Annotated in this window: 13 protein-coding genes and 1 other annotated feature (1 of these 14 cut by a window edge); of the genes, 3 read left to right on the plus strand and 10 right to left on the minus strand. The window is 34.5% G+C overall.

Features of this window, described 5'->3' with window-relative positions; genetic code table 11:
* Positions 1 to 7 precede the first annotated feature (7 nt).
* Positions 8 to 1,066 (minus strand): carbamoyl phosphate synthase small subunit, encoded by a 1,059-nt coding sequence (locus ATN92_RS13145; protein ID WP_056951241.1) that lies wholly within the window; start codon positions 1,064 to 1,066, stop codon positions 8 to 10.
* Between the two features lie 277 nt (positions 1,067 to 1,343).
* Positions 1,344 to 2,252: an HNH endonuclease gene (locus ATN92_RS13150; RefSeq protein WP_056951239.1), complete on the minus strand. Its 909-nt coding sequence runs from the start codon at positions 2,250 to 2,252 to the stop codon at positions 1,344 to 1,346.
* Between the two features lie 105 nt (positions 2,253 to 2,357).
* Here ATN92_RS13150 and ATN92_RS13155 point away from each other — a divergent pair, with 105 nt between their 5' ends.
* A complete protein-coding gene (locus ATN92_RS13155) occupies positions 2,358 to 5,246 on the plus strand; it encodes a DEAD/DEAH box helicase (RefSeq protein WP_056951238.1) in 2,889 nt (962 codons plus the stop codon).
* Positions 5,247 to 5,308: 62 nt separating this feature from the next.
* Here the strand turns inward: ATN92_RS13155 and ATN92_RS13160 are convergent, their stop codons facing one another.
* Together ATN92_RS13160 and ATN92_RS13165 are read right to left on the minus strand one after the other, a co-directional pair.
* Positions 5,309 to 6,934: a DUF6119 family protein gene (locus ATN92_RS13160; protein ID WP_056951236.1), complete on the minus strand. Its 1,626-nt coding sequence runs from the start codon at positions 6,932 to 6,934 to the stop codon at positions 5,309 to 5,311.
* 84 nt (positions 6,935 to 7,018) lie between these two features.
* Positions 7,019 to 8,461 carry an aminotransferase-like domain-containing protein gene (locus ATN92_RS13165; protein ID WP_056951234.1) on the minus strand — a complete coding sequence of 481 codons (1,443 nt, stop codon included), beginning with the start codon at positions 8,459 to 8,461 and terminating at the stop codon, positions 7,019 to 7,021.
* Positions 8,462 to 8,585: 124 nt separating this feature from the next.
* On the opposite strand from ATN92_RS13165, the gene ATN92_RS13170 reads away from it, so the two are divergent.
* Complete coding sequence (locus tag ATN92_RS13170) at positions 8,586 to 9,200, plus strand: LysE/ArgO family amino acid transporter (protein WP_056951232.1); 615 nt, start codon at positions 8,586 to 8,588, stop codon at positions 9,198 to 9,200.
* Positions 9,201 to 9,422: 222 nt separating this feature from the next.
* Here the strand turns inward: ATN92_RS13170 and ATN92_RS13175 are convergent, their stop codons facing one another.
* The 6 genes from ATN92_RS13175 to ATN92_RS13200 all read right to left on the minus strand — a co-directional run bounded on the left by ATN92_RS13175 (position 9,423) and on the right by ATN92_RS13200 (position 19,248).
* Complete coding sequence (locus ATN92_RS13175) at positions 9,423 to 11,375, minus strand: hypothetical protein (RefSeq protein ID WP_056951230.1); 1,953 nt, start codon at positions 11,373 to 11,375, stop codon at positions 9,423 to 9,425.
* Positions 11,376 to 11,553: 178 nt separating this feature from the next.
* On the minus strand, positions 11,554 to 13,386 hold the full coding sequence (locus ATN92_RS13180) for an ATP-binding protein (protein ID WP_056951228.1): 1,833 nt from the start codon (positions 13,384 to 13,386) through the stop codon (positions 11,554 to 11,556).
* Positions 13,379 to 14,515, minus strand: coding sequence for an SIR2 family protein (locus ATN92_RS13185; RefSeq protein WP_056951226.1), 1,137 nt, complete (start codon positions 14,513 to 14,515; stop codon positions 13,379 to 13,381). The genes ATN92_RS13180 and ATN92_RS13185 overlap by 8 nt, the downstream gene beginning before the upstream one ends.
* Positions 14,516 to 14,636: 121 nt before the next feature.
* Positions 14,637 to 16,418 carry an ABC transporter ATP-binding protein gene (locus ATN92_RS13190; protein ID WP_056951223.1) on the minus strand — a complete coding sequence of 594 codons (1,782 nt, stop codon included), beginning with the start codon at positions 16,416 to 16,418 and terminating at the stop codon, positions 14,637 to 14,639.
* Positions 16,415 to 18,136, minus strand: coding sequence for an ABC transporter ATP-binding protein (locus ATN92_RS13195; RefSeq protein WP_056951221.1), 1,722 nt, complete (start codon positions 18,134 to 18,136; stop codon positions 16,415 to 16,417). The genes ATN92_RS13190 and ATN92_RS13195 overlap by 4 nt, the downstream gene beginning before the upstream one ends.
* A 257-nt stretch (positions 18,137 to 18,393) precedes the next feature.
* On the minus strand, positions 18,394 to 19,248 hold the full coding sequence (locus tag ATN92_RS13200; RefSeq protein ID WP_056951219.1) for a LysR family transcriptional regulator: 855 nt from the start codon (positions 19,246 to 19,248) through the stop codon (positions 18,394 to 18,396).
* 110 nt (positions 19,249 to 19,358) lie between these two features.
* Here ATN92_RS13200 and ATN92_RS13205 point away from each other — a divergent pair, with 110 nt between their 5' ends.
* On the plus strand, positions 19,359 to 19,844 hold the full coding sequence (locus tag ATN92_RS13205; RefSeq protein ID WP_056951218.1) for a GNAT family N-acetyltransferase: 486 nt from the start codon (positions 19,359 to 19,361) through the stop codon (positions 19,842 to 19,844).
* Positions 19,845 to 20,122: 278 nt separating this feature from the next.
* Positions 20,123 to 20,316 (plus strand) — a binding site (T-box leader); it runs 57 nt beyond the window's last position.

Genomic DNA, 20,316 nt, shown 5'->3' on the forward strand with positions numbered 1-20,316 from the left:
CCTCCAGCTATTTGTTTAGTCTTTCCAAGAATTTATCAAAAATGAAGTCGGCGTCATGTGGTCCTGGCATTGCATCCGGATGGAATTGAACTGAGAAGGCATTGTACTTAGTATGTTCAACCCCTTCAACTGTTTGGTCATTCAATTCAACTTGGGTCACTTTTAAATCTGTATTAGCGATGGATTCCGGATCAACCGCATACCCATGATTTTGAGAAGTGAAATAAATTTTGCCTGTTTCCAAATTTTTTACCGGATGATTGAAACCACGATGTCCAAATTTCATCTTAAAAGTTTTCGCACCATTGGCTAAACATAGCAGTTGGTGTCCCATACAGATGCCAAAGACTGGATATTTCTTCTCTAGTTCCACGATGTTATCCAAAATATCGGTGTGATCGATTGGATCTCCAGGTCCATTACTCAAAAGAATTCCATCGGGTTTTAAATTTTCGATATCCTCAACTGAAGTATTACCTGGCACAACAGTTACTTTAACGTCACGTCTTTGTAATTCATCGACAATACTTTGTTTGTAGCCGTAATCTAGCATCACGACATGCTTACCTTTGCCTGCAAATATTTGTGAAGTTTCCGCAATACTTTTATTCAACTGGGCTCGATCTAGTTGCCAATCAGCAATTTGGTCAATCAATCCTGAATTCAAATTGTCAACGATGGCTGCCTTTAAAGCTCCAGCCTTTCTAATTTTCAAAGTGATGGCACGTGTATCAATCCCTTGAATTCCGGGGATGTTCTCTTCTTTCAGGAATTGATCGATAGTCATTTCACTTTGGTAATTACCGACAACTTCCGCAATTTCACGAGCTAAAACACCTTTGATGTATGACTTAGGTGACTCGTTAAATTTTTTAGAAATTCCGTAATTACCAATCATTGGTGTACAAAAATTAATAATTTGTCCGTTGTAAGATTGGTCAGTGATAGCTTCTTGGTATCCACTCATACCGGTTGTGAAAACTAACTCACCAATCGTTTCAACATCACCACCGAAGGCCTTACCTTCAAAATATGTACCATCTTCAAAAACTAGATATCTTTTCATAATATTCTCCAAACTTTCACAATATTTGAGACAGAAAAAGGGATGCTTTATCCAGCATCCCTCAAGTTTTGTCTTAGATTGATTATTTAGACTGAACCTTTGAGACCTCTCTGGATCTGATTAAAAATTCAAGATATAAAAAAACTTCCCTTGCCAGTGCGACAAAGAAAGTTAGTTAGGGTTTCCCCATAAGCGATTGCACTTTCCAAGTCTCACTGGACTTAATTAAAAGTTGTTGTCCATATAATACAAGGAACTTCAGTGTTCGTCAATAGGGTTATTTTTTAAAGACATGTTCACGGTGATATTGTAAATATTCTTTATTAGGAGAATATTGATAATTCATATGTATTTTTCTATTCTTATATTTATTTAATAATTTATTGGTTTCCGCATCCGATGCAGCAACATCAGAAATAACAATATGACCTTTATCATTGAAGGTAAAATACCCTGCTGTAAAGGCTTCAGCTAACATTTTGGTAAAACTAATTCCATTACGTGGATCCAAACGAATTTCCTTATTGGCTGACCAAGGAACAATTCTGGCTACAACTAAATCATCCTCATCCACTGGACCTGCCACCGCCGATTTATAATGATAATTAAATTTTACTTTATCCGCAAAGAACTTTTGAACCGCATTGTAAGTTTTTACACCCTTAGCCTCATCATTGATAAAGTACAATTCATTCTTCTCAGCCTGATAACATTTCACCGCCAATAGTTCTTCAGCATCTGACAATTCTGGTTCAGATACCATATTCTTCTGGCGCTCTAATAAACCTCTGTAATCATGCTCATTTATCTGGGTGATACCATTCATGTTAAAGAAGTTGGACCACTTGCCTTTGAATTTACGAAATGTCCAATCGAAAGTACGCAAATTTTGTTTCATGAGACGATGGGAAAACAAATAAGGCTGTTCAATTGTGACAATATCATTGCCAGTAGCTGGATCTTGTCTTACAACTTCACCAAATTTTCCAGCACCATAAAGGTAAAATTCATTACCCCATTCTGAAGCACTGCCAGAACGACGATAAATGATCAGATCACCTTTGTGAAGCTGATTGTTATTATGATTTTGATAGCTATAGTATTTAAAATCCACATCATTGTGTTCAATACTAGAGCTGGAATCTATTATAAAATAATTGGTTTGGGAGTTCTCATTTTGATTCATAAAATACACTTCCTCTGCCTTTCATTGTACACAAATCATCTATAAAATTTAACCGCTCTGATATACTTGTCTATTAGAACAATTACAAATTGGAAGTGAAATTATATGGACGCTGATTATGAAATTAACCAAGGCGTAAACTTTGGCTTCATCGACAACTCGACACAATCATTATCCCGTTATCAACCAGCATTGATAACTAATCAAAATGGGACCGTGCTCGATACTCTGGAAGACGAATTACGTAACGCCAAATCCTTTACCATTGCCGTAGCCTTCGTTACTTCGGGTGGTCTATTAGATCTTAAAAGTATTCTGGCTGACATCGCTACACACGGTGTCCGTGGAAAACTTATCACTTCAACTTACTTAGGCTTTAATAATCCGGATGTCTTCGACGATTTATTGCAAATCCCTAATCTCGACGTTAAAGTTTTGGATCAAGATGGCTTCCATACAAAGGCCTACTATTTCAATCATGACACTTACGAAAGTGCCCTAATAGGTAGTTCCAATCTAACGCAAAACGCTTTGAAAAAGAATTTCGAATGGAACCTGCGTATCACTTCAACTGAACGTGGTGACGTTATTCGTAATGTTAAAAATGAACTAGATAATCTTTGGCAACAAGCCGCTCCTTTGACACCATCATGGATAGAAGATTACCGCCAAAATTGGCAACCTAATTATTCAACTTATCGAAATAAGAAACAAATTAAACCAGCAGACAAAATTGTTCCTAACGAAATGCAGAAACCAGCCTTGGAAGCTCTGAAACATTTACGAGATGTCGAACATGCTAAAAAGGGATTAGTTGTGGCGGCGACCGGAACTGGTAAAACTTATTTAGCCGCTTTTGATGTCCAACAGTTTAATCCTAAGCGACTATTATTTGTCGTTCACCGGGAACAAATTTTGCGTAAAGCTATGTCCAGTTTCAAAGAAATTTTGGGTGGGTCTGATAACGACTATGGTATTCTCAGCGGTAATCAAAAAGAAGTAACTGCGCGTTATCTTTTCGCAACGGTTAACATGATTTCTAAAAAATCGGTCCGTGAACAATTGGGAGCCGCTGCATTCGACTACATTATCATCGACGAGGCTCATCGCGTTAGCCAAAATCAGCCTGATGAAAAAGAATCCATGTACCAACATTTGATGAACTTTTACCAACCACAATTCATGTTGGGAATGACGGCTACTCCCGAAAGAACCGATGGAACCAACGTTTACAAGTATTTCGACTACCATCTGGCTTATGAAATTTCACTATTAGACTCATTAGACAATGACCTACTCGTACCTTTCCACTACATCGGTGTAACTGACTATGAGAAAAACGGTGAAGTTATCGATGACAAAACTAGTTTGAAATATTTAGTATCTGATGAACGTGTAAATTACATTATTGATAAAACTAATTATTACGGTCCTCGTGGCAATAATGTACACGGATTAATTTTTGTTAGTCGTGTCGCTGAAGGTCGTGAATTGGCTGTTAAGCTTACCGCTAAAGGAATCAACGCTCAATTTGTTTCTGCTGAGGATACGGTCGAGGCTCGAGAAAAAGCTGTTCGAGAATTGACTGACGGCAAACTACAATACATCATCACAGTTGATATTTTTAATGAGGGCGTGGATATTCCTATCCTCAATCAAATTGTCATGATGCGTCCCACAAAATCCAGCATTATATTTCTACAACAATTAGGACGTGGATTACGTAAATTTGTTCATAAGGAATTCGTGACAATTTTAGATTTTATCGGTAATTATGATGAAAATTATATGATTCCAATGGCATTCGATCGTTCTCATACCAGCAACAAAGAGAAAATCCTCAAACAGATCGTCAGCCCCAGTATTTCTGGAGTTTCCACGATTCATTTTGAAGAAGTAGCTCGTAATCGAATTCTGGCAGCCGTTTCAAAAGCTCGTTTAAATGATATGAATCGTTTCAAAGCTGCTTATCAAAGCCTTAAAGATAAAATTGGCTTACGGTCACCTATGTTATTAGACTTTGCCAAACTAGGCAGTGTTGACGTTCCCGATATAATTGATAAATTTAAGACTGTTTATGACATGCAAAATAAATTTGAAGATAATCTTTCTGATTCACTTACTAAAGAACAATATTCATTTTTAAAATTTATTTCTGCGGAAATCACTGTATCTAAACGTCCTGTTGAAGCATGGATTTTGAAACAATTGTTACTTCGGCATACTTTAACTGACGAAGAAATTCTATCTGAACTTCAATCTCAAAATATTTTCTGTGACAGTGAAACTTTGGTCAATGTGGCTTCTGTCTTAGACTTCAGTTACTTTTCAAAAGTAAAACAAAAAAAATACGGCCAAGTTGTGTTAACTGACCGTATCGATGATAAATGGAAATTTACTTCTGAACTCCAACAAATGTTGCAACTACAAATGTTTAGAAAATATTTTGAAGATGCTTTAGATGCAAAACTTTGGGATGTACATCAAAATCCAGCAATCTATCGTAATCGATTTACCATTGGCGAAAAATATTTCCGTCCTGACATTATCAAGATGTTGAACTGGAAAAATGAGCCTAATTATATAAATATTGGTGGTTACGGCTTAAGAGATGATGGACGTTTTCTTCCTGTTTTCATATCTTTAAAGAAGACTGTGAAAGTTCAAAATAAGATGGTATATGAAAATACCTTCTCGGATCGTTCAACCTTACCTTTGTTCTCTAAAAGTGGACGTTCAATGTCCAGTACAGTTGAGAGTGAGATTCTCAAACATAAAGGTTTTGGGATGATTCAGTTGTTCGTGAGAAAATCTAACAACGATAGAGTAGATGGTAAGGATTTTTACTATCTTGGTTCCGCACGTATTCTTACTGCAAAAGATATAGTTGAAAAAAACAGCGATGGTAAGCCAACCAAATTAGTTGAATTTACACTTCGATTGGAACATGAATTGGATTTAGGATTGTATCATTTTTTGACTGAAGAAAGTTAATAGGAACAATTTAAATTTGTAATAATAATGATTAATTGAATAGAATGTGGAAAACTGACACTTTATTTTTGTTTAACCCATGCTAATTCCACTTTGAATCCCATAGATCTCAACTCATTAATTGTTCGTGAGAAACTAATCATAGAAAAGAATGGTAATTCTTGTTTGTTTCTTATAATAACAAACACAATTGTTATTTTATTATTAGGAATATTTTTACTTAGAAAACCAGTCTTAAAAATTTGAGAATTTTTTTCAATCAATTCCTTCTCAATTTTTTCTCTGAACTTATCATCAACATTTTGCGACATCAATTGGGCAGGAACTATCGACTGCATAAATAGGTGACTTAACGTAGATGACGATTTACCAAATTTAACATAAAGAAATTTCCTATCACTTGTAACAATATCCGCTGGCTCAACACTACCTTTGCCTATATATCTGTTTCTATAACCTGTTAAATGTAATTCACATGCATTTCCAAGTTTATTAGTAGCCCTACTGTTATACTCCGTTTCATTCTCATTATTTCTTGACTCTGGTAAACAAAGATTAGATCGTTTTACTGAATCTAAGACATTTTTCATATCCGTATAGAAAGTATTGGAAACTTCAAACCATTCTCCATTAAATAAAATATATCTTTTCTTTAATTCTATTAATTCTAAAAATATGCACTTAAAAAGTCGTTCAGATCTTTTTTCCCCATTTTCTGAAACTGTAACCGTCACTTTACTAATTGTTTTTATTCTACTCAATACTGTTTTCGCGGTATGCTTGCGACTATTTATGTACAATCTTAATTTTTCTACCAAGGAGGCATCCATTGAATCTATTTTCTTGGATAGACCGCTCACATCCATATCAGATACTTCTACGAAATATGGATAAGCTATACCAAATTCTTCACCCTTCTCTATGCTTTGAACCATAGAATAATTTAATCTTTCAATTTCATTTTTATTAGTTACTTTGGAAAGTCTAGATATCCATTCTGAAACCTTGTCATCTGTCAAATAAGCATCTAAATAATATTTTAGATCCTCAGCAATCTCATTAGGCTTCATCATTCTCTTTGCTTTAAGTAAATTACCTAAACCTTCTATTTTTGTTTCAACAGCTCCATTTCGAAATACTCCGGATACGGAACTAGGAAATTCAGAATCACCACTTATCAGATCATTTATTCCCTCAGAACTATTTCCTACGATTTGTTTATTACTTTGAACAATGGCATCCGTTATCTGCATTGTGCTGACAGAGTCTATCATTCGATTACTTATTTTTTTTGCAGCAATATTCTTCCCAAAATCATTAATAATGGTATCCGAATTTAACAATGAATCTCCGTATCCAAAAGATATACTCATGAAATAATTGTCTCCATTTTTAGACATTATTTTCATTACGATGACTGCTTTAGAATAAAAATTATCGGGAATTTCATCACGTTTTCCAATCATATTTTCAAACAGTCCTTTCCACTTAGGTGTGGATTTCTGACGTAATAAGGCAAAAGCTTTGCCGTGTCCCATACCTTTAGAGCTCAATGAATATATTTTAATTTTGTCCCCCTCGCTACCATCCTTTTTATACTCATCTTTTAAAACGTTCTCATATTTAGTTACATTTTTCTTATGTAATCTGATAGAAACATCATACTTTCTCTTTTTATCTTCAACCATATTTATTCTCCCTTAATTACCAATTCAAAAACTATAATATTACAGAAACCCTTTCTAAAAAGAATATCTTCTAAACAAATTAAACTATATAAGCATTCTCAATTTCCCCATAGCCATACTAAACTCATCACAAGTAGTATAAGCAAAGGACAATCGAATAGACCGGTTCTTCTTAAAATCATAAATATCACCGGTATTCAAAAGTATCCCTTCATTCAAGGCTTTCTCAAACAAATCCTCAGCCTCAATATCATTCTTAAATGTTAACCAAATATAAAATCCACCAATAGGTTGATTCCAAGTGGCAATTCCCTGAAAATTATCTTCCAAAACTTTCAAAGCGTTATCGCGACGTTTCTTTAATTCTTTTTTTAAATTGATTAGATATTCATCATACAAACCGCTATTCAAAAATTCAGCGAATACCAATTGCGATAAGGAACTGGCTCCATAATCCATCTGCATCTTGGTATCTCCTAGTCTCTGGATAACTGGTTCAGATGCAATGACCCAACCAATCCTCAAGCCTGGTGCCAAAGCTTTTGAAGCACTGCCTAAATACATGACCATCCCGTTTTTATCCATAGCTTTCAAAGCGGTTGGTTGTTCGTCAAAACATAATTCCTGGTAGACTCCATCTTCTATGATTGGGAGTCTATTTTGTATACAAAATTCCATCAATTCGTGACGTCTGAAATCTGACATCGTGGTACCGGTAGGATTATGATTGGTCGGGATCGTGTACAAAACTGATTCCTTATCTTTCAAACGTTTCTCAATACGCCAATATTCCATCCCGTCTCTATCCATTGGTATACCGTCTAAATTCAAACCCATGGATTGGAATGTTTGGAGTGACTTCAAATAACTTGGTGCCTCAGTAAAAACGGTACTACCATCTTCCAATAGACATGAAGCAATCAGCTGTAAAGCTTGCAACGCACCGGAGGTAATCAAAATATTTTTCACTCCAACATTGATGCCTAATTTCTGCATATGTTTAGCAATCGCTGTTCGCAACTCTAACAAGCCTAAGGGTTCCGCATATCCCAAAGATGTGATTTCGGTACTCAATTTTTGCATGATTTCCGACCACATTTTTTTAGGAAAAAGTCGAGGGTCCAACTCCCCTGTTCCTAAACGAGTAATCTTAGGAGCAAATTCCCAATGATTGATCTGTTGGATACGACGCGTATTCTCTTGAAAATAGCCGGCAGAAATATATTTTTTCCAATTTAAAGCTGTTGGCAACATCAATGACCAAGTATTACTGATAATTTGAGTCCCGGCACCATGCTTACCAGAAATTATTCCATATGAAGTCAATTCATCAATAGCGGTTGAAATGGTACTCCGATTCACGTGAAACATTTTGGCTAAATCCCGCTGTGACGGCAATCTAGTGCCGATTTGCCATTGTCCACTGGCAACTTTATCACAAACATATTTAACAATTTGGCGATAAATTGGTACTGAACTTTTTTTGTCTGGTTGCCAATCAATTACGACAGGAAATTCTCTTCGCATTTGTTTCTCCTTTGGTTGGGTTTATAAAAATAACTTGGTTGGTTACTATTTTTAAAAACACTTATATAATCATTATTATGCTTAAATTATAAACCATAATTTGGTTGGCAAGGGAGGTAAAATTATGAACTTTTTTCTACAAGGACTAACTATGGGATTCGCGATTGAAGCGCCGATTGGTTTAGCAAATTTATTTGTGATCAATAATGCGTTAACTCAATCACGCCGTCGTTCATATATTGCTGCCTTTTTTGTGGCTTTCTTTGACATTGCTCTATCAATCGCCTGCTTCTTTGGTATTGGAGCAATCATGAAGCAATTTGAATGGCTTAAAATTGCTATTCTTCTTTTCGGAAGTTTAATCGTAATTTATATGGGGATTAATCTTTTGCGTGCTGAAACTTCTGAAATTGGCAGTAAAGATACTGAATTAACCATGTTCAAAACCATTTCAACAGCTTTTGTCATGATTTGGTTCAATCCACAAGCAATCATTGATGGATCACTGATGTTGGGGGCTTTTCAAGTCACATTACCAGTCAATAGTTATCCAATCTTCATTGGCGGTGTCGTCATCGCTTCATTTGTTTGGTTTATCGGTTTGAATCTAGTCATCGCTAAGTTTAAAGATAAATTCAACGCTAAAGTTTTACGGACTATCAATATGGTTTGCGGCGCTGTTATCATTCTTTACGGTTTGAAATTGTTCTACAACTTCATTACATTGATAATTCATTAAGTCTTTTGGACTTAAAACAAATAAAAGCGGGTAATCGTATTTCGATTACCCGCTTTATTTTTGCTTTTATTTAATGAATGGCCAATGTTCTATGCAATATAGTGGAAACGCGTTCCACAAGCCAGATTCCTGTGCTTTGCCTGACTTCACGAACCGTCTGCTACGCAGCCAATTCGCAAAGTCCTGCAAATGCTCAGAATCTAAGCGACTTGTTCCACGCTCTTATTTAATTGATTCGACTAGTGACCACTCCAATTGTGTAGTGTAATTACCAGCATCATGGACACCATCACCGATATACAATTTAGGTCCTTCGTGATCTTGCCAAGCAACTGAATCAAGTGTTTGTCCGGTAGTTGTTTCAGAAACTAAAGTTCCATTTTCATTCAAGACTTGATAACTACCATCTCGTTGATAATAGCGCATCTCGGAATTCAATTCTTTCTCATCAGATTTAAAAGGCTCTCTCTGTGATAAATATAAAGTTAAAGCCTGTTTATTCCGACGTTTGTCGACTACTTCCAAATGACTGTTTTCCATTTTACTCCTGTCGATTAAGGAATTTTCCGTATACGAATTAATTGTTTTATAACTCCAATCATTCGCTTGTAAATTAATACTGTTGTCCGCAAAATTCAATTGCAAACTTTGGGCTGGTATATACTGTCCTAACAAATTACCACTAGTGTCATATCCGTTCGCACTCACAGTGGAGTTGAACGACAAGGCCTCATTTTTCCCAACGGTTGAATTGATTTCAATTGCGAATTCCTTTGTAATTACAAAATTTAAATTACGTAAAGTCAAAATTGTCCCTTGATTATTATTTGGATCAGCGACATTCGTATAATCTGTAAAATTTTGATTATTCACTTTAACATTATCGATCACCGAACTCTTAGGTAACTTAATTTGGATTTCAGCTCTCGTTAAAACCGAGTTCAGATTGCCATCTTTGATATTGATTCGATGAACTATCTTATCGTTTTCAGCGACGTTATTTATTGTTGTATTTTCACTATTGTGATCCTCGTAACTACTATTAAAAATAGTATTATTGACAGAAACGTCAGGAACGACATTTTTTCTAACCGTTAAGTTAGCTTTATTAGTAGTAACGGTTGTCGTACTATCACCACTTGTCACGGTTACAACTGCATAGTACTTAGTTCCATTGTCAGTAGCGTAGACAGTATTAGCCGTCGTATAAGTCAGCACGTCACTATTACTATTAGTCACAACTGTATCTTTTCCCGCAGCATCAACTTTGTGCCAAACAACATTAGTGGGCTTCTCATCGAAAGTTCCCTGAATTGTAAAGTTGGCTTTCTTACCCTCATCAACAGTTTGGTCATCCAGACCACCACCAATTTTAATATCAACATACCCACCAACACTAGTACCGTTACTGTTGGTCATTGTTCCCGTCACCCGTACTGTTCCTGACTTACCAGTAGTATTAGCTGTTACTAAGCCTGTTCTGCTATCAACAGTAGCTAAACTAGTATCACTAACTTTCCAAGTAATATTTCCTGTCGAATCAATTGGAGTTGGCGTTCCCGTTACGTAAGTTGTCATAGCGCTAGATTGATTATTGTACAAATATTTATCATTAGCTGTTACATCCAAAGCTGTAGCGTTAATAGGACTTGGAAAAGTTGTTATGAAAGCTACTTTTGAATAAACGATAGTATCCAACAATCCTGGAACTAGGCCATACCAGCGCGTCATCTGTTGATAATAGACCGTTCCCACTTTAGTTGGTGTTACCGTTAACTCTTTGGTTGTTTGTGACATTTGAGTCCAAGTCTGACCATCAGTAGATTGGTACCAAGTATAATGTGGACTTGATAGCAGGCCTAATAAGGCATCCACAACTGAACGACCAGAATCGGTATATAAAGTTTTAGAATTATTGACGTACGTGTATTGATTTTCTGGCTGTAAATTATATCCCGAAGACAGCCAAATAAATAACAGAATTATCGGGTCAGCTGTTGGCGTACGATACGGAGTTACCGCTGCCTTTGCAGTAGTTACCGTAGGTATCACCTTCGATATTATTTTATTTTCAGGAGCGCTTTTATCAAAATTCGATTGATCAAAACTCATCGCGGTAAAAATCAGCATTATACTAAAAAGAACACTAATTAGGATTTGACGTTTTCGTTTCATCTCCCTTACCTCTTAACCTTTTCTCAAGTTTACGGGTTTCCAGTAAAAAAGGCACTTTTATACTCTATCCCAAAATAAATAGCCAGTAACTTTTTTCGAGTTACTGGCTATTTTTTAATTTACACGATCGTAATTTACAAATAACATATTCAAAATATAGAATTCTATGAATAAATACCTAATTATTTTTATTTAAAGACCATAATCTAGTCAAATTTGCACTATTACTATTTGGGGATAATTTATCCATAAGTTTATCTACTTTTACCACAACTGGTAATTCAAAATTTATGCCTGTAAAAACTGCTGAACCTGCAGACAATGTAGGTATGGACTGTCTAGAAATCATATCTAAAGAATTTAGAGAATTATCCAACATTTCTAAATCATTTTGATTCACAAGTCTATGAATAATATAATTGTGCATTTGTGACACAATCGTTTGAGATATATCTGCCGGACGTTGACTAGATATAGTTAAATAAAATCCAAATTTACGTCCTTCTTTTACTATTTCTTCAAAAACATCCAACCTATAATCACGCCATTCCTTTCTTTCTCTATTGGAAGACGTTGATAAAATATTATGTGCCTCATCAATAATTAAATGTGTTGTACTTTTTAATTCCGTATTTCCATCATTATTTTCTTTTTGATTTTTATAGGATTGTCTTGCAACAATCAAAGGTACAATTAATTTAATTTCTTTATTAACATTTCTAAGAGATATTATTTTAATATTATTTTCATTGACATATTCATCGCTTACCTTCACAACTTTGCAAAACATATTTTCTTTTGATTCTACCCTACTAAGAAAATAGCTTATATACTCATACTGGCTATTTCCATATTTTAATTTAAATATCATTTCAAGATACAATAGAATCATTAATAAATTTAGAGGTTCTACTTCACGCTTTAGATTCTGTGCAAATTTTGATTCAAATTTTGCTATGAGATCATCCCTATTTAATTTATTCACATAACTTCCATTACGCATGTAATATTGGGAATATTTATTATTCCAATTACTATCCAATAATTCCTCTAATTCTGATCCCTTCTCGAATTCAATATGTAATATTGCCAAAATTTTATTTAATAATGGTTGTGTTCTTGCATCCATATGAGTACTAAAATATGTATTTTTTAATCCTTCAGTTAAATAATGTATAAGCTTTTTATTATTGAAATGTTTTCCTGGCTTAAAGAAATTCAAGGTTGCCCTTAAAAAAGGTTCTTGTGTTTGAGACGTTGCTGAAAACAAAACCGATAAAAATTCAGCATCCCAAAATTCTGTATTGGATAATATTAGTTTATCCTGACCATTTATCTTTTTAGTGTTCAAATTTAGTACAGATTTATTCTGCGAAAAAATCTCATTTGAAGTATATTCCCCATTAAAATCTATGAAAATAAACTTTGACTTTTTTAAAGATATCTCATTATTTTCATCCTTTTTAAATAATTCCGTATATATTTTAGTCAAAGTATTTGATTTACCACTACCAGTATTACCGAATATCGCAAAATGTGTATTAAATAGATGACTCCAGTCCAATGAAAACGGAACTTTATCAGGTACAGTGTAACCTATATTCAATTGGTAATCTGAATTAACATTATTCCCAATAATCATCTTTATCTCATCGTCTGAAAGCAAAACAATTTCAGAAAATATTTGTGGAAATCCGTATATTCCTTGTATAAATTTCTTGTTTCTGAAATTACCTATTATATTAATATTCACTTCTCTGATATATCTATTCAAACTAAATTCTTGGTCATTTGGATCTTTGCTTTTATCATCGGCAAATTCTCTAGTAACTTTTCCTACTAATTTATAAGGTCCATTTACAATACCCACATATTGACCTATTCCAACACCTCTATAAACTTGATTATTTTTGAAATATGTCATCATATTTGTATTCTGGTACATTCGTGCTCTAACATAGTTTCCTTTAATTTCAATAACACTACCAACCGTTATATCATCATTAATCATCGTATTCCCCACTTAAAAGACTATTGAATACATCAAAATCACCATTTTTAAAATTCTTTTTTTCATCAAATTCCGTAATAAACTCAACATTTTTAAAATTTGACATCTTTTCCTTTATAAATTCTATATCCTCTTCCGAATATGGAATTACAAAGATTTTTAATTCTGGATTATATTGTGCACGATGAATAATATCCAATATATGTTCATCCTTAAAAGAAAAACCAAAGACTATAAGAACAGTTTCTTTTTTTTCCAATTCGTTGGAAAATGCCCTGAGCATTTGATAATAATAGTTTTCAAAAACCGTTTCTGCAAATTTTCTTTTTGTTGGATTAACTATTAACAATTCTTTGTATGAATCACCAAATTTCTCTAATTTATTTTTTTCATCTCCTGATAAGGAAATATTATTCAGATATTGGACAGGATCTTTACTAGTGTTCAATTCTCTTTCTAATCTTTCAACATTCATAGACTGAAATCTTAGTTCACTCACATAATTACCAATATTCATTATTTCATTCTTTTTTTCATTAGAAAAATCTGAAACAATAGATTTTTTAATTTTTTTCCACGTTAACGATCCATGTATTTTATAAAGATTTATAGAAGGTATCTCACGTCTAAAATAATCTGATGCACCACTATGTATATAATTGAAATAATAATTTTTATAGTTCACTACCCTTGTGAAGAATCCAGAGGATCCATCATTAAACTTTATTAGTGGATTTATTAGTGCCAATTCATCAAATGCATTCTCAAAAAAAGTATCATAATTGGTGGTAAATATATTTACCCTTTTGGGTTGCTCAAATCCACCCATATTTGCGATATTCACTACATTTTCAATAAAATTTTTATAATTCTCAATAGTATTTTTTAAATTATTGTCTTCATTTTCAATATCTTTTATAACCAACCCTTCTTTTACAGATTTATCAAAAAATAGAGCCATGAGTATCAATTTTTCATATTTATCTTCACATTCAGTATATACATCTTCTAAACTTTTTCCCGAGTTTTCCATTTCCAAAGTATTCAACCATGTAGAACTTGCTCCAGCCCCAATTAAAAAATTTATTTTTTTCCCAACAATCTCTTCTAAAAACTTTTTGTTTTCCATAAAAATTCCTTTTAATAATATTTAACTTAATCAATCCTATCATTTTAAATCTATCACACGAATTTAAATAAAAAAACTCTTCAGATTTAAATTTCAAATCTAAAAAGTTTTTTTACGTAATTTAATCTGTAACCATTTGATTATGATAAAGTCCGGCATAGAAACCATCCCCTGCCAACAATTTATCATGATTACCTTGTTCAATAATCGCACCATCTTTTAGAACAACAATCTTATCGGCGTTCAAAATTGTCTTCAAACGGTGGGCAATAACGAAACTAGTCCGGCCTTGAATAACACGATCCATTGCCGCTTGAATGTTGGCTTCCGTAACAGTATCAACATTTGAAGTGGCTTCATCCAAAATCAATAATTGTGGGTTAGTCAAAATTGTTCTAGCAATCGACATCAATTGTTTCTGACCAGCTGAGAAAATACTCTGCTCATCAGATACTTCTGTTTCATAACCCTTAGGCAAACTAGCAATAAACTCATGAATATTAGCTTGTTTAGCAGCATCAATAACACGTTCCATACTTGCATCAGGATCACCGAATCGAATATTGTCCGCAATCGTTCCTGAGAATAATTGTGGATCTTGTAAGACGATACCAACATTCTTTCGCAGTTCTTTCAAAGAAAACTCACGAATATCAGTCCCATCAATCGTAATTGCTCCACTGTCCACATCATAGAAACGATTCAAAAGGTTCATAACAGTTGTCTTACCGGAACCTGTTGGTCCAACTAAAGCCACCATTTCACCCTTATGTACTGAAATTGAAACACCATGTAAAATTTCTTTACCTGGTAAATAACTAAAGTGAACATCATCAATCTGCAATTCATTTTTAATTCCAACCAATGATTTACCGTCAGCGGGTTGAACTTCATCTGGTTGACTTCTAACTTCATCAACACGACGAGCACCTGTAATAGCCAATTGAATCATCCCGTACAAACTAGTCAACGACATGATTGGTTGGTAATACTGTTGCGCATAGTTAACGAAGACGACGACTAAGGCCAAAGCTGCTCCAGTTGATAAAGTTCCATTCAAAGCAAACCATGAACCGAAGAAAATAACGATGGCCGTGTTCAACAAGGACATCCCTTGCATCAATGGATTCAAAACACCTGACCAAATTTGACCAGACATAGCTGATTGACGAACTTTTTGATTATGTTTTCTAAATCCGGCAATTGAATCTTTTTGTAAACCATTAGTGATAATAACCTTTTGAGCGGTAACTTGTTCATTAATATAACCGTTCATCTTACCAATATCATCTTGTTGATGGTTAACCGCCACGCCAGCTTTTTTCATAACAACTGCCGCAATAATTAAAGCTACCGGAGTAGAACCCATCGTTACCCAGGCCATTGTCACATTCTGATCAAACATGACAATCAGGATACCGATAAATTGGGCGACGGATAAGAAAATCTCGATCAAAGCCTGATTCATCGCATTAAAAATGTTATCCAAATCAGAAGTGTAACGTGCCAAGATATCCCCATCACTGTGAGAATCGAAATATTGTACCTGCATTCGTTGCATCTTACGGAATAACCCAACACGCATCGTACCAGTTGAATAAGCCGTAATTCTAGCTAAAATCATACTGGCAATAAATAAAGTACTGGCATCACCTAGATATAATCCTAAGTAAACCCACAAAGTTTTATGGAAAGAACCTAGATTGGCATCACCACGAGCAGCAGTATTCGTCCACTGTTGCAAGTAAGTTGTTAACTCAGAAACTGCACGTCCCAGATAAGTTGGAGCAATAACAATACATGCGGTTGAAATACCGATCAGTATTGCCGTCATGAGAAAGCCAAACCAGTATTTCTTCAAATAGTGCCAATAGTATTTCCCTGCGTTTTTTAAATCCCTCATGACTTTGCCCCCTCTCTAGCCTTTTGTGTACGATAAATTTCTTGATATACCGAATTATGAGCTACTAATTCTTTGTGATTACCATTTCCGACAATGTGACCACTATCCATAACTAAAATTCGATCTGCTCGTAAAATTGAAGAGATCTTTTCGGCAATCACTACTGTAGTAGTCTTAGTTAAATCTCTATCCAAAGCTTCCTGAACCAGTTTTTCAGATTTTGCATCCAAAGCTGATGTCGCATCATCCAAAATTAAAATCTTTGGTTGTGCAATAACACCACGAGTAATTGACAATCTTTGTTTTTGACCACCGGAGAAGTTAGAAGAACGTTCTTCAACTGGTGCATCATAAGTTAAAGGCAAACGCTCAATAAATTCAGAAGCTTGTGCAACGTTAGCTGCCCACTGCATTTGATTTGGTGTGGCATCTTCTTTAACTTGGCGCAAATTGGCTGAAATAGTTCCCGAGAACAATGTCGAACGCTGTAAAACGTAAGCAACTGTTTCTCGTAAAGACTTTTCAGAAAGCTGACGAACATCAACTCCACCAACTTTGATCGTACCAGAGTCGGGATCATACAAACGGGCAATTAATTGAGCTAATGTCGTCTTACCAGATCCAGTCGCACCAACGATACCAATCATTTCACCGGCTTTAACTTTAAAACTAATATCCTTCAATGTTGGTGCATCATCACCAGGATAAGTAAAGGTTACATGATTAAATTCAATATCCCCTTCGACCGGATCAGAATTACCCTCAACGTATGACATACTAGGGTCAGTTCCCATAACTTCACCGATACGTCCTAATGAAATATTAGCTCTAGAAGCCGCAATCATTAAGAAGCCACCATTGATAACTGCAAATAGAATTTGCATTAAATAAGAAATAAAACTAGTAATCGCAGCTAAGTAAGTAGGATGAACTGTTAAATTTTGTCCAACTAGATAAACAGCTAAAACCACGGCAATATTGGCCGTTAAGAAGAAAGCTGGCATCAAAATGGCAAAAGTATAACCAATTTTGGCTGTAACTTTCGTCAAACTATCTGAAGCAGTCGAAAACTTCTTAATTTCATGCGGCTCTTGCACAAATGACTTAACAACACGAATACCCATCAAATTCTCACGAGCAACCGTATTAACATCTTCAATATCTTGTTGTGTTTCCGCAAAATAACTACTCATCTTTTTGTATGTGTACAAACTAACCGCTATGACAATAATCATCATACCAATCAAGACCCACCACTGTTGTGGCATTGTTATCATGGCTAAAATAAAGGCTCCAATAAATAGCAATGGAATCCGACTCACTTGTTGAAAAGTGGCCATAACAATTTGTTGAACCTGGTTAATATCATTTGTCATTCTAACAACTAAGTTCGACGCCGAGAACTTTTCTACATCTGCATAGGCAAATGACTGCACCTTATCATACAGATCCGAACGCAAATCAGTCGCTACACCTAAGGCGACGTGAGCCGAATAAATCGTATTGATGACCCCGGCAATAATTCCGACTATCGCCAAAATAATCAAAACTATTCCTTGTTGAAAAATAGTATTTTTGTCACCTTTCAAAATTGCATTCATAATTACTTGCAACAATCGTGGTTGCCAAAGCGTCGCAAATACTAAAGCTATAACTGAGATAAGCGCAATATAAACATCTTTTCGATAGCGCTTGATATATGGCATTAATACTTTCATTAATTTCCCCCCTTTTGTTTAGTTCCAATCCAGTAAAAAAAAACAAGACACTTAGTAGCACTGGCTACCTAGCATCTTGTCCAGCCTCAAAAACAGACCCTCCGATGATTCTTCAGTTGAATTAAAACGTTAGTAGCTAATATTACAATGAATAAATATTAAATTCAAGCATCTTCCTTAATAATATAAAAAATGCCTCACAATTACCAAAATTTTAATCAGTAATTGTAAGGCATCATTAACAATATTTTTTCTATCTAAAACATTTGAATAAATTCAGAAATCAAATTAGATTTTTCTTTATAATTTCTAGTCAACAAATGGGCGTGAACGTGATTCACAATATCAGTTTTAATGACTCGTAACTTCTGATTCTTTATTTCACTTTCTACCATTGTTAATGGTAAATAACTGAATCCTAATCCATTAACCACTGCCGCTTTGATAGCCGCAATACTATCTAAACTAGTTGTTCTAAATTGACGTTGATGTTGCTGCCAAACAGCAGTTTCAAATTGATTGCGATAACTACACTCTGGTTCATTAATGATAAATTGGGCGTTTTGGTCATCAAGTATTTTTTGAAATGAAACTTTACTATCAGTTGGCACTACTAAAACCATTTCTTGTTCGCCCAAATCATGATCGATCAGTTTCTTACTAGGACGACTAGGCCACATCATAAAAGCTACATCCACTTCACCACGCAACAATGTTTCTTCATTATGTAAACAAGTCGCATTCTGCAATTCAATTTGAACCTGAGGATATTTCTGTTTAAATTGCCTCAACATCGGTGCCACCATAGAGATAGTTAATGATTCTGGTGCTGCAATTTTTAAAATTCCTGTCTGTTCTGCTTCTTGATTCCAAGTCTTGATTTCAGAAAAATTCTCTAACGTCTTCGTCACCAATGGTAGAAGTTCTATTCCAGTTTGCGTGATTATGACCTGTCGCTTTTGGTATTCGAATAATTTAGTTCCTAATTCTGCTTCTAAATTTTTGATCTGCATTGAAACATTCGACTGTGTATAACCTAATAATTCAGCTGCCTTTGAAAAATTGCGTGTCTCCGAGATCATTTTAAAAGTGGTTAACTCACGTACATCCATAATTTTGTCCTAACTATCAATTATTTTGATAACATATATTCTTAATATCAATTATACATATTAAGAATCTCATATTACAATTGAACCATCATTAAGAAATGAGGCTTTCCATGCAAATAATTCCTTATCAAAATAATCCTAAGAATCAAGCTCAGTTAGTCGATTTAATTAATTATTGTCAAAACATCGAAGCCAAGTTAGATATCAAAATGGCTGAACAGGACGATATTTTTCAAATTCCAACCTACTATCAAAAAAATGGCGGTAACTTTTGGATTGCTTTAGATGACAATCAAATCGTAGGCTCCATTGCTTTTTTGCCCTTAGACAATAAAACTGCAGTCCTAAAAAAATTCTTCACTTATCCGAAGTATCGTGGTCAACCTCACCATTTAGGTGCCCAACTTTATCAAACTTTATTGACTCATGCTAAACTAAAGTCATTCCAACGTATTGTTTTGGATACACCAGAAAAAGAAGAACGTTCACACTATTTTTATGAAAAACAAGGCTTTCAACAGGTTGCTTCAGAAAATTTTCACGCCGACTATCCCTATCCTGACCGTGATTCCAGAGTATATGTTCTAACTATTTAACCAAATTTTGAACGTCATCAACTAATTTTTGAGACATTTCTAAACTCTGATGTATATCATTCACTACTTTGGAATATCCTTCTAGCAATTCCTTTGACTTAGGGTGATTGGGATAGGTTTGGTAGGCCAACTGTAAATCTAAAATTTTAGATATTTGAAAAGTTAATTTTTACAATTTCTCTACATTAGAGCAATTCTAATTAGTCACTCTAAAATTAGTTTTTATCAAATTTTTATTTTACATTTTCAAATTTAATGCTAATATAAGTGTCACAAGATAAAAAACGACAAGAAAGAAGAGTAAGTTTTTCCACACTGACAGTGAATTGGGAATGGTGAGAACCCAACTAGTAAATGGAATCGCTGAATAACACTTTCTTATGTTTCTGGCTGAAATGACTACGTCAAAGTAAGTACAGACGTTAACCGGTACGTTACCATCGGTGGAGCATGTTTGTGCTCTTATTGAGGT

It is taken from the genome of Companilactobacillus bobalius, assembly GCF_009764355.1.

What these genes read in the sequence shown, in the direction of transcription:
- ATN92_RS13145 (WP_056951241.1), bottom strand. Translation starts at nt 1,066, where the DNA reads ATGAAAAGATATCTAGTTTTTGAAGATGGTACATATTTTGAAGGTAAG.
- ATN92_RS13150 (WP_056951239.1), bottom strand. Translation starts at nt 2,252, where the DNA reads ATGAATCAAAATGAGAACTCCCAAACCAATTATTTTATAATAGATTCC.
- ATN92_RS13155 (WP_056951238.1), top strand. Translation starts at nt 2,358, where the DNA reads ATGGACGCTGATTATGAAATTAACCAAGGCGTAAACTTTGGCTTCATC.
- ATN92_RS13160 (WP_056951236.1), bottom strand. Translation starts at nt 6,934, where the DNA reads ATGGTTGAAGATAAAAAGAGAAAGTATGATGTTTCTATCAGATTACAT.
- ATN92_RS13165 (WP_056951234.1), bottom strand. Translation starts at nt 8,461, where the DNA reads ATGCGAAGAGAATTTCCTGTCGTAATTGATTGGCAACCAGACAAAAAA.
- ATN92_RS13170 (WP_056951232.1), top strand. Translation starts at nt 8,586, where the DNA reads ATGAACTTTTTTCTACAAGGACTAACTATGGGATTCGCGATTGAAGCG.
- ATN92_RS13175 (WP_056951230.1), bottom strand. Translation starts at nt 11,375, where the DNA reads ATGAAACGAAAACGTCAAATCCTAATTAGTGTTCTTTTTAGTATAATG.
- ATN92_RS13180 (WP_056951228.1), bottom strand. Translation starts at nt 13,386, where the DNA reads ATGATTAATGATGATATAACGGTTGGTAGTGTTATTGAAATTAAAGGA.
- ATN92_RS13185 (WP_056951226.1), bottom strand. Translation starts at nt 14,515, where the DNA reads ATGGAAAACAAAAAGTTTTTAGAAGAGATTGTTGGGAAAAAAATAAAT.
- ATN92_RS13190 (WP_056951223.1), bottom strand. Translation starts at nt 16,418, where the DNA reads ATGAGGGATTTAAAAAACGCAGGGAAATACTATTGGCACTATTTGAAG.
- ATN92_RS13195 (WP_056951221.1), bottom strand. Translation starts at nt 18,136, where the DNA reads ATGAAAGTATTAATGCCATATATCAAGCGCTATCGAAAAGATGTTTAT.
- ATN92_RS13200 (WP_056951219.1), bottom strand. Translation starts at nt 19,248, where the DNA reads ATGGATGTACGTGAGTTAACCACTTTTAAAATGATCTCGGAGACACGC.
- ATN92_RS13205 (WP_056951218.1), top strand. Translation starts at nt 19,359, where the DNA reads ATGCAAATAATTCCTTATCAAAATAATCCTAAGAATCAAGCTCAGTTA.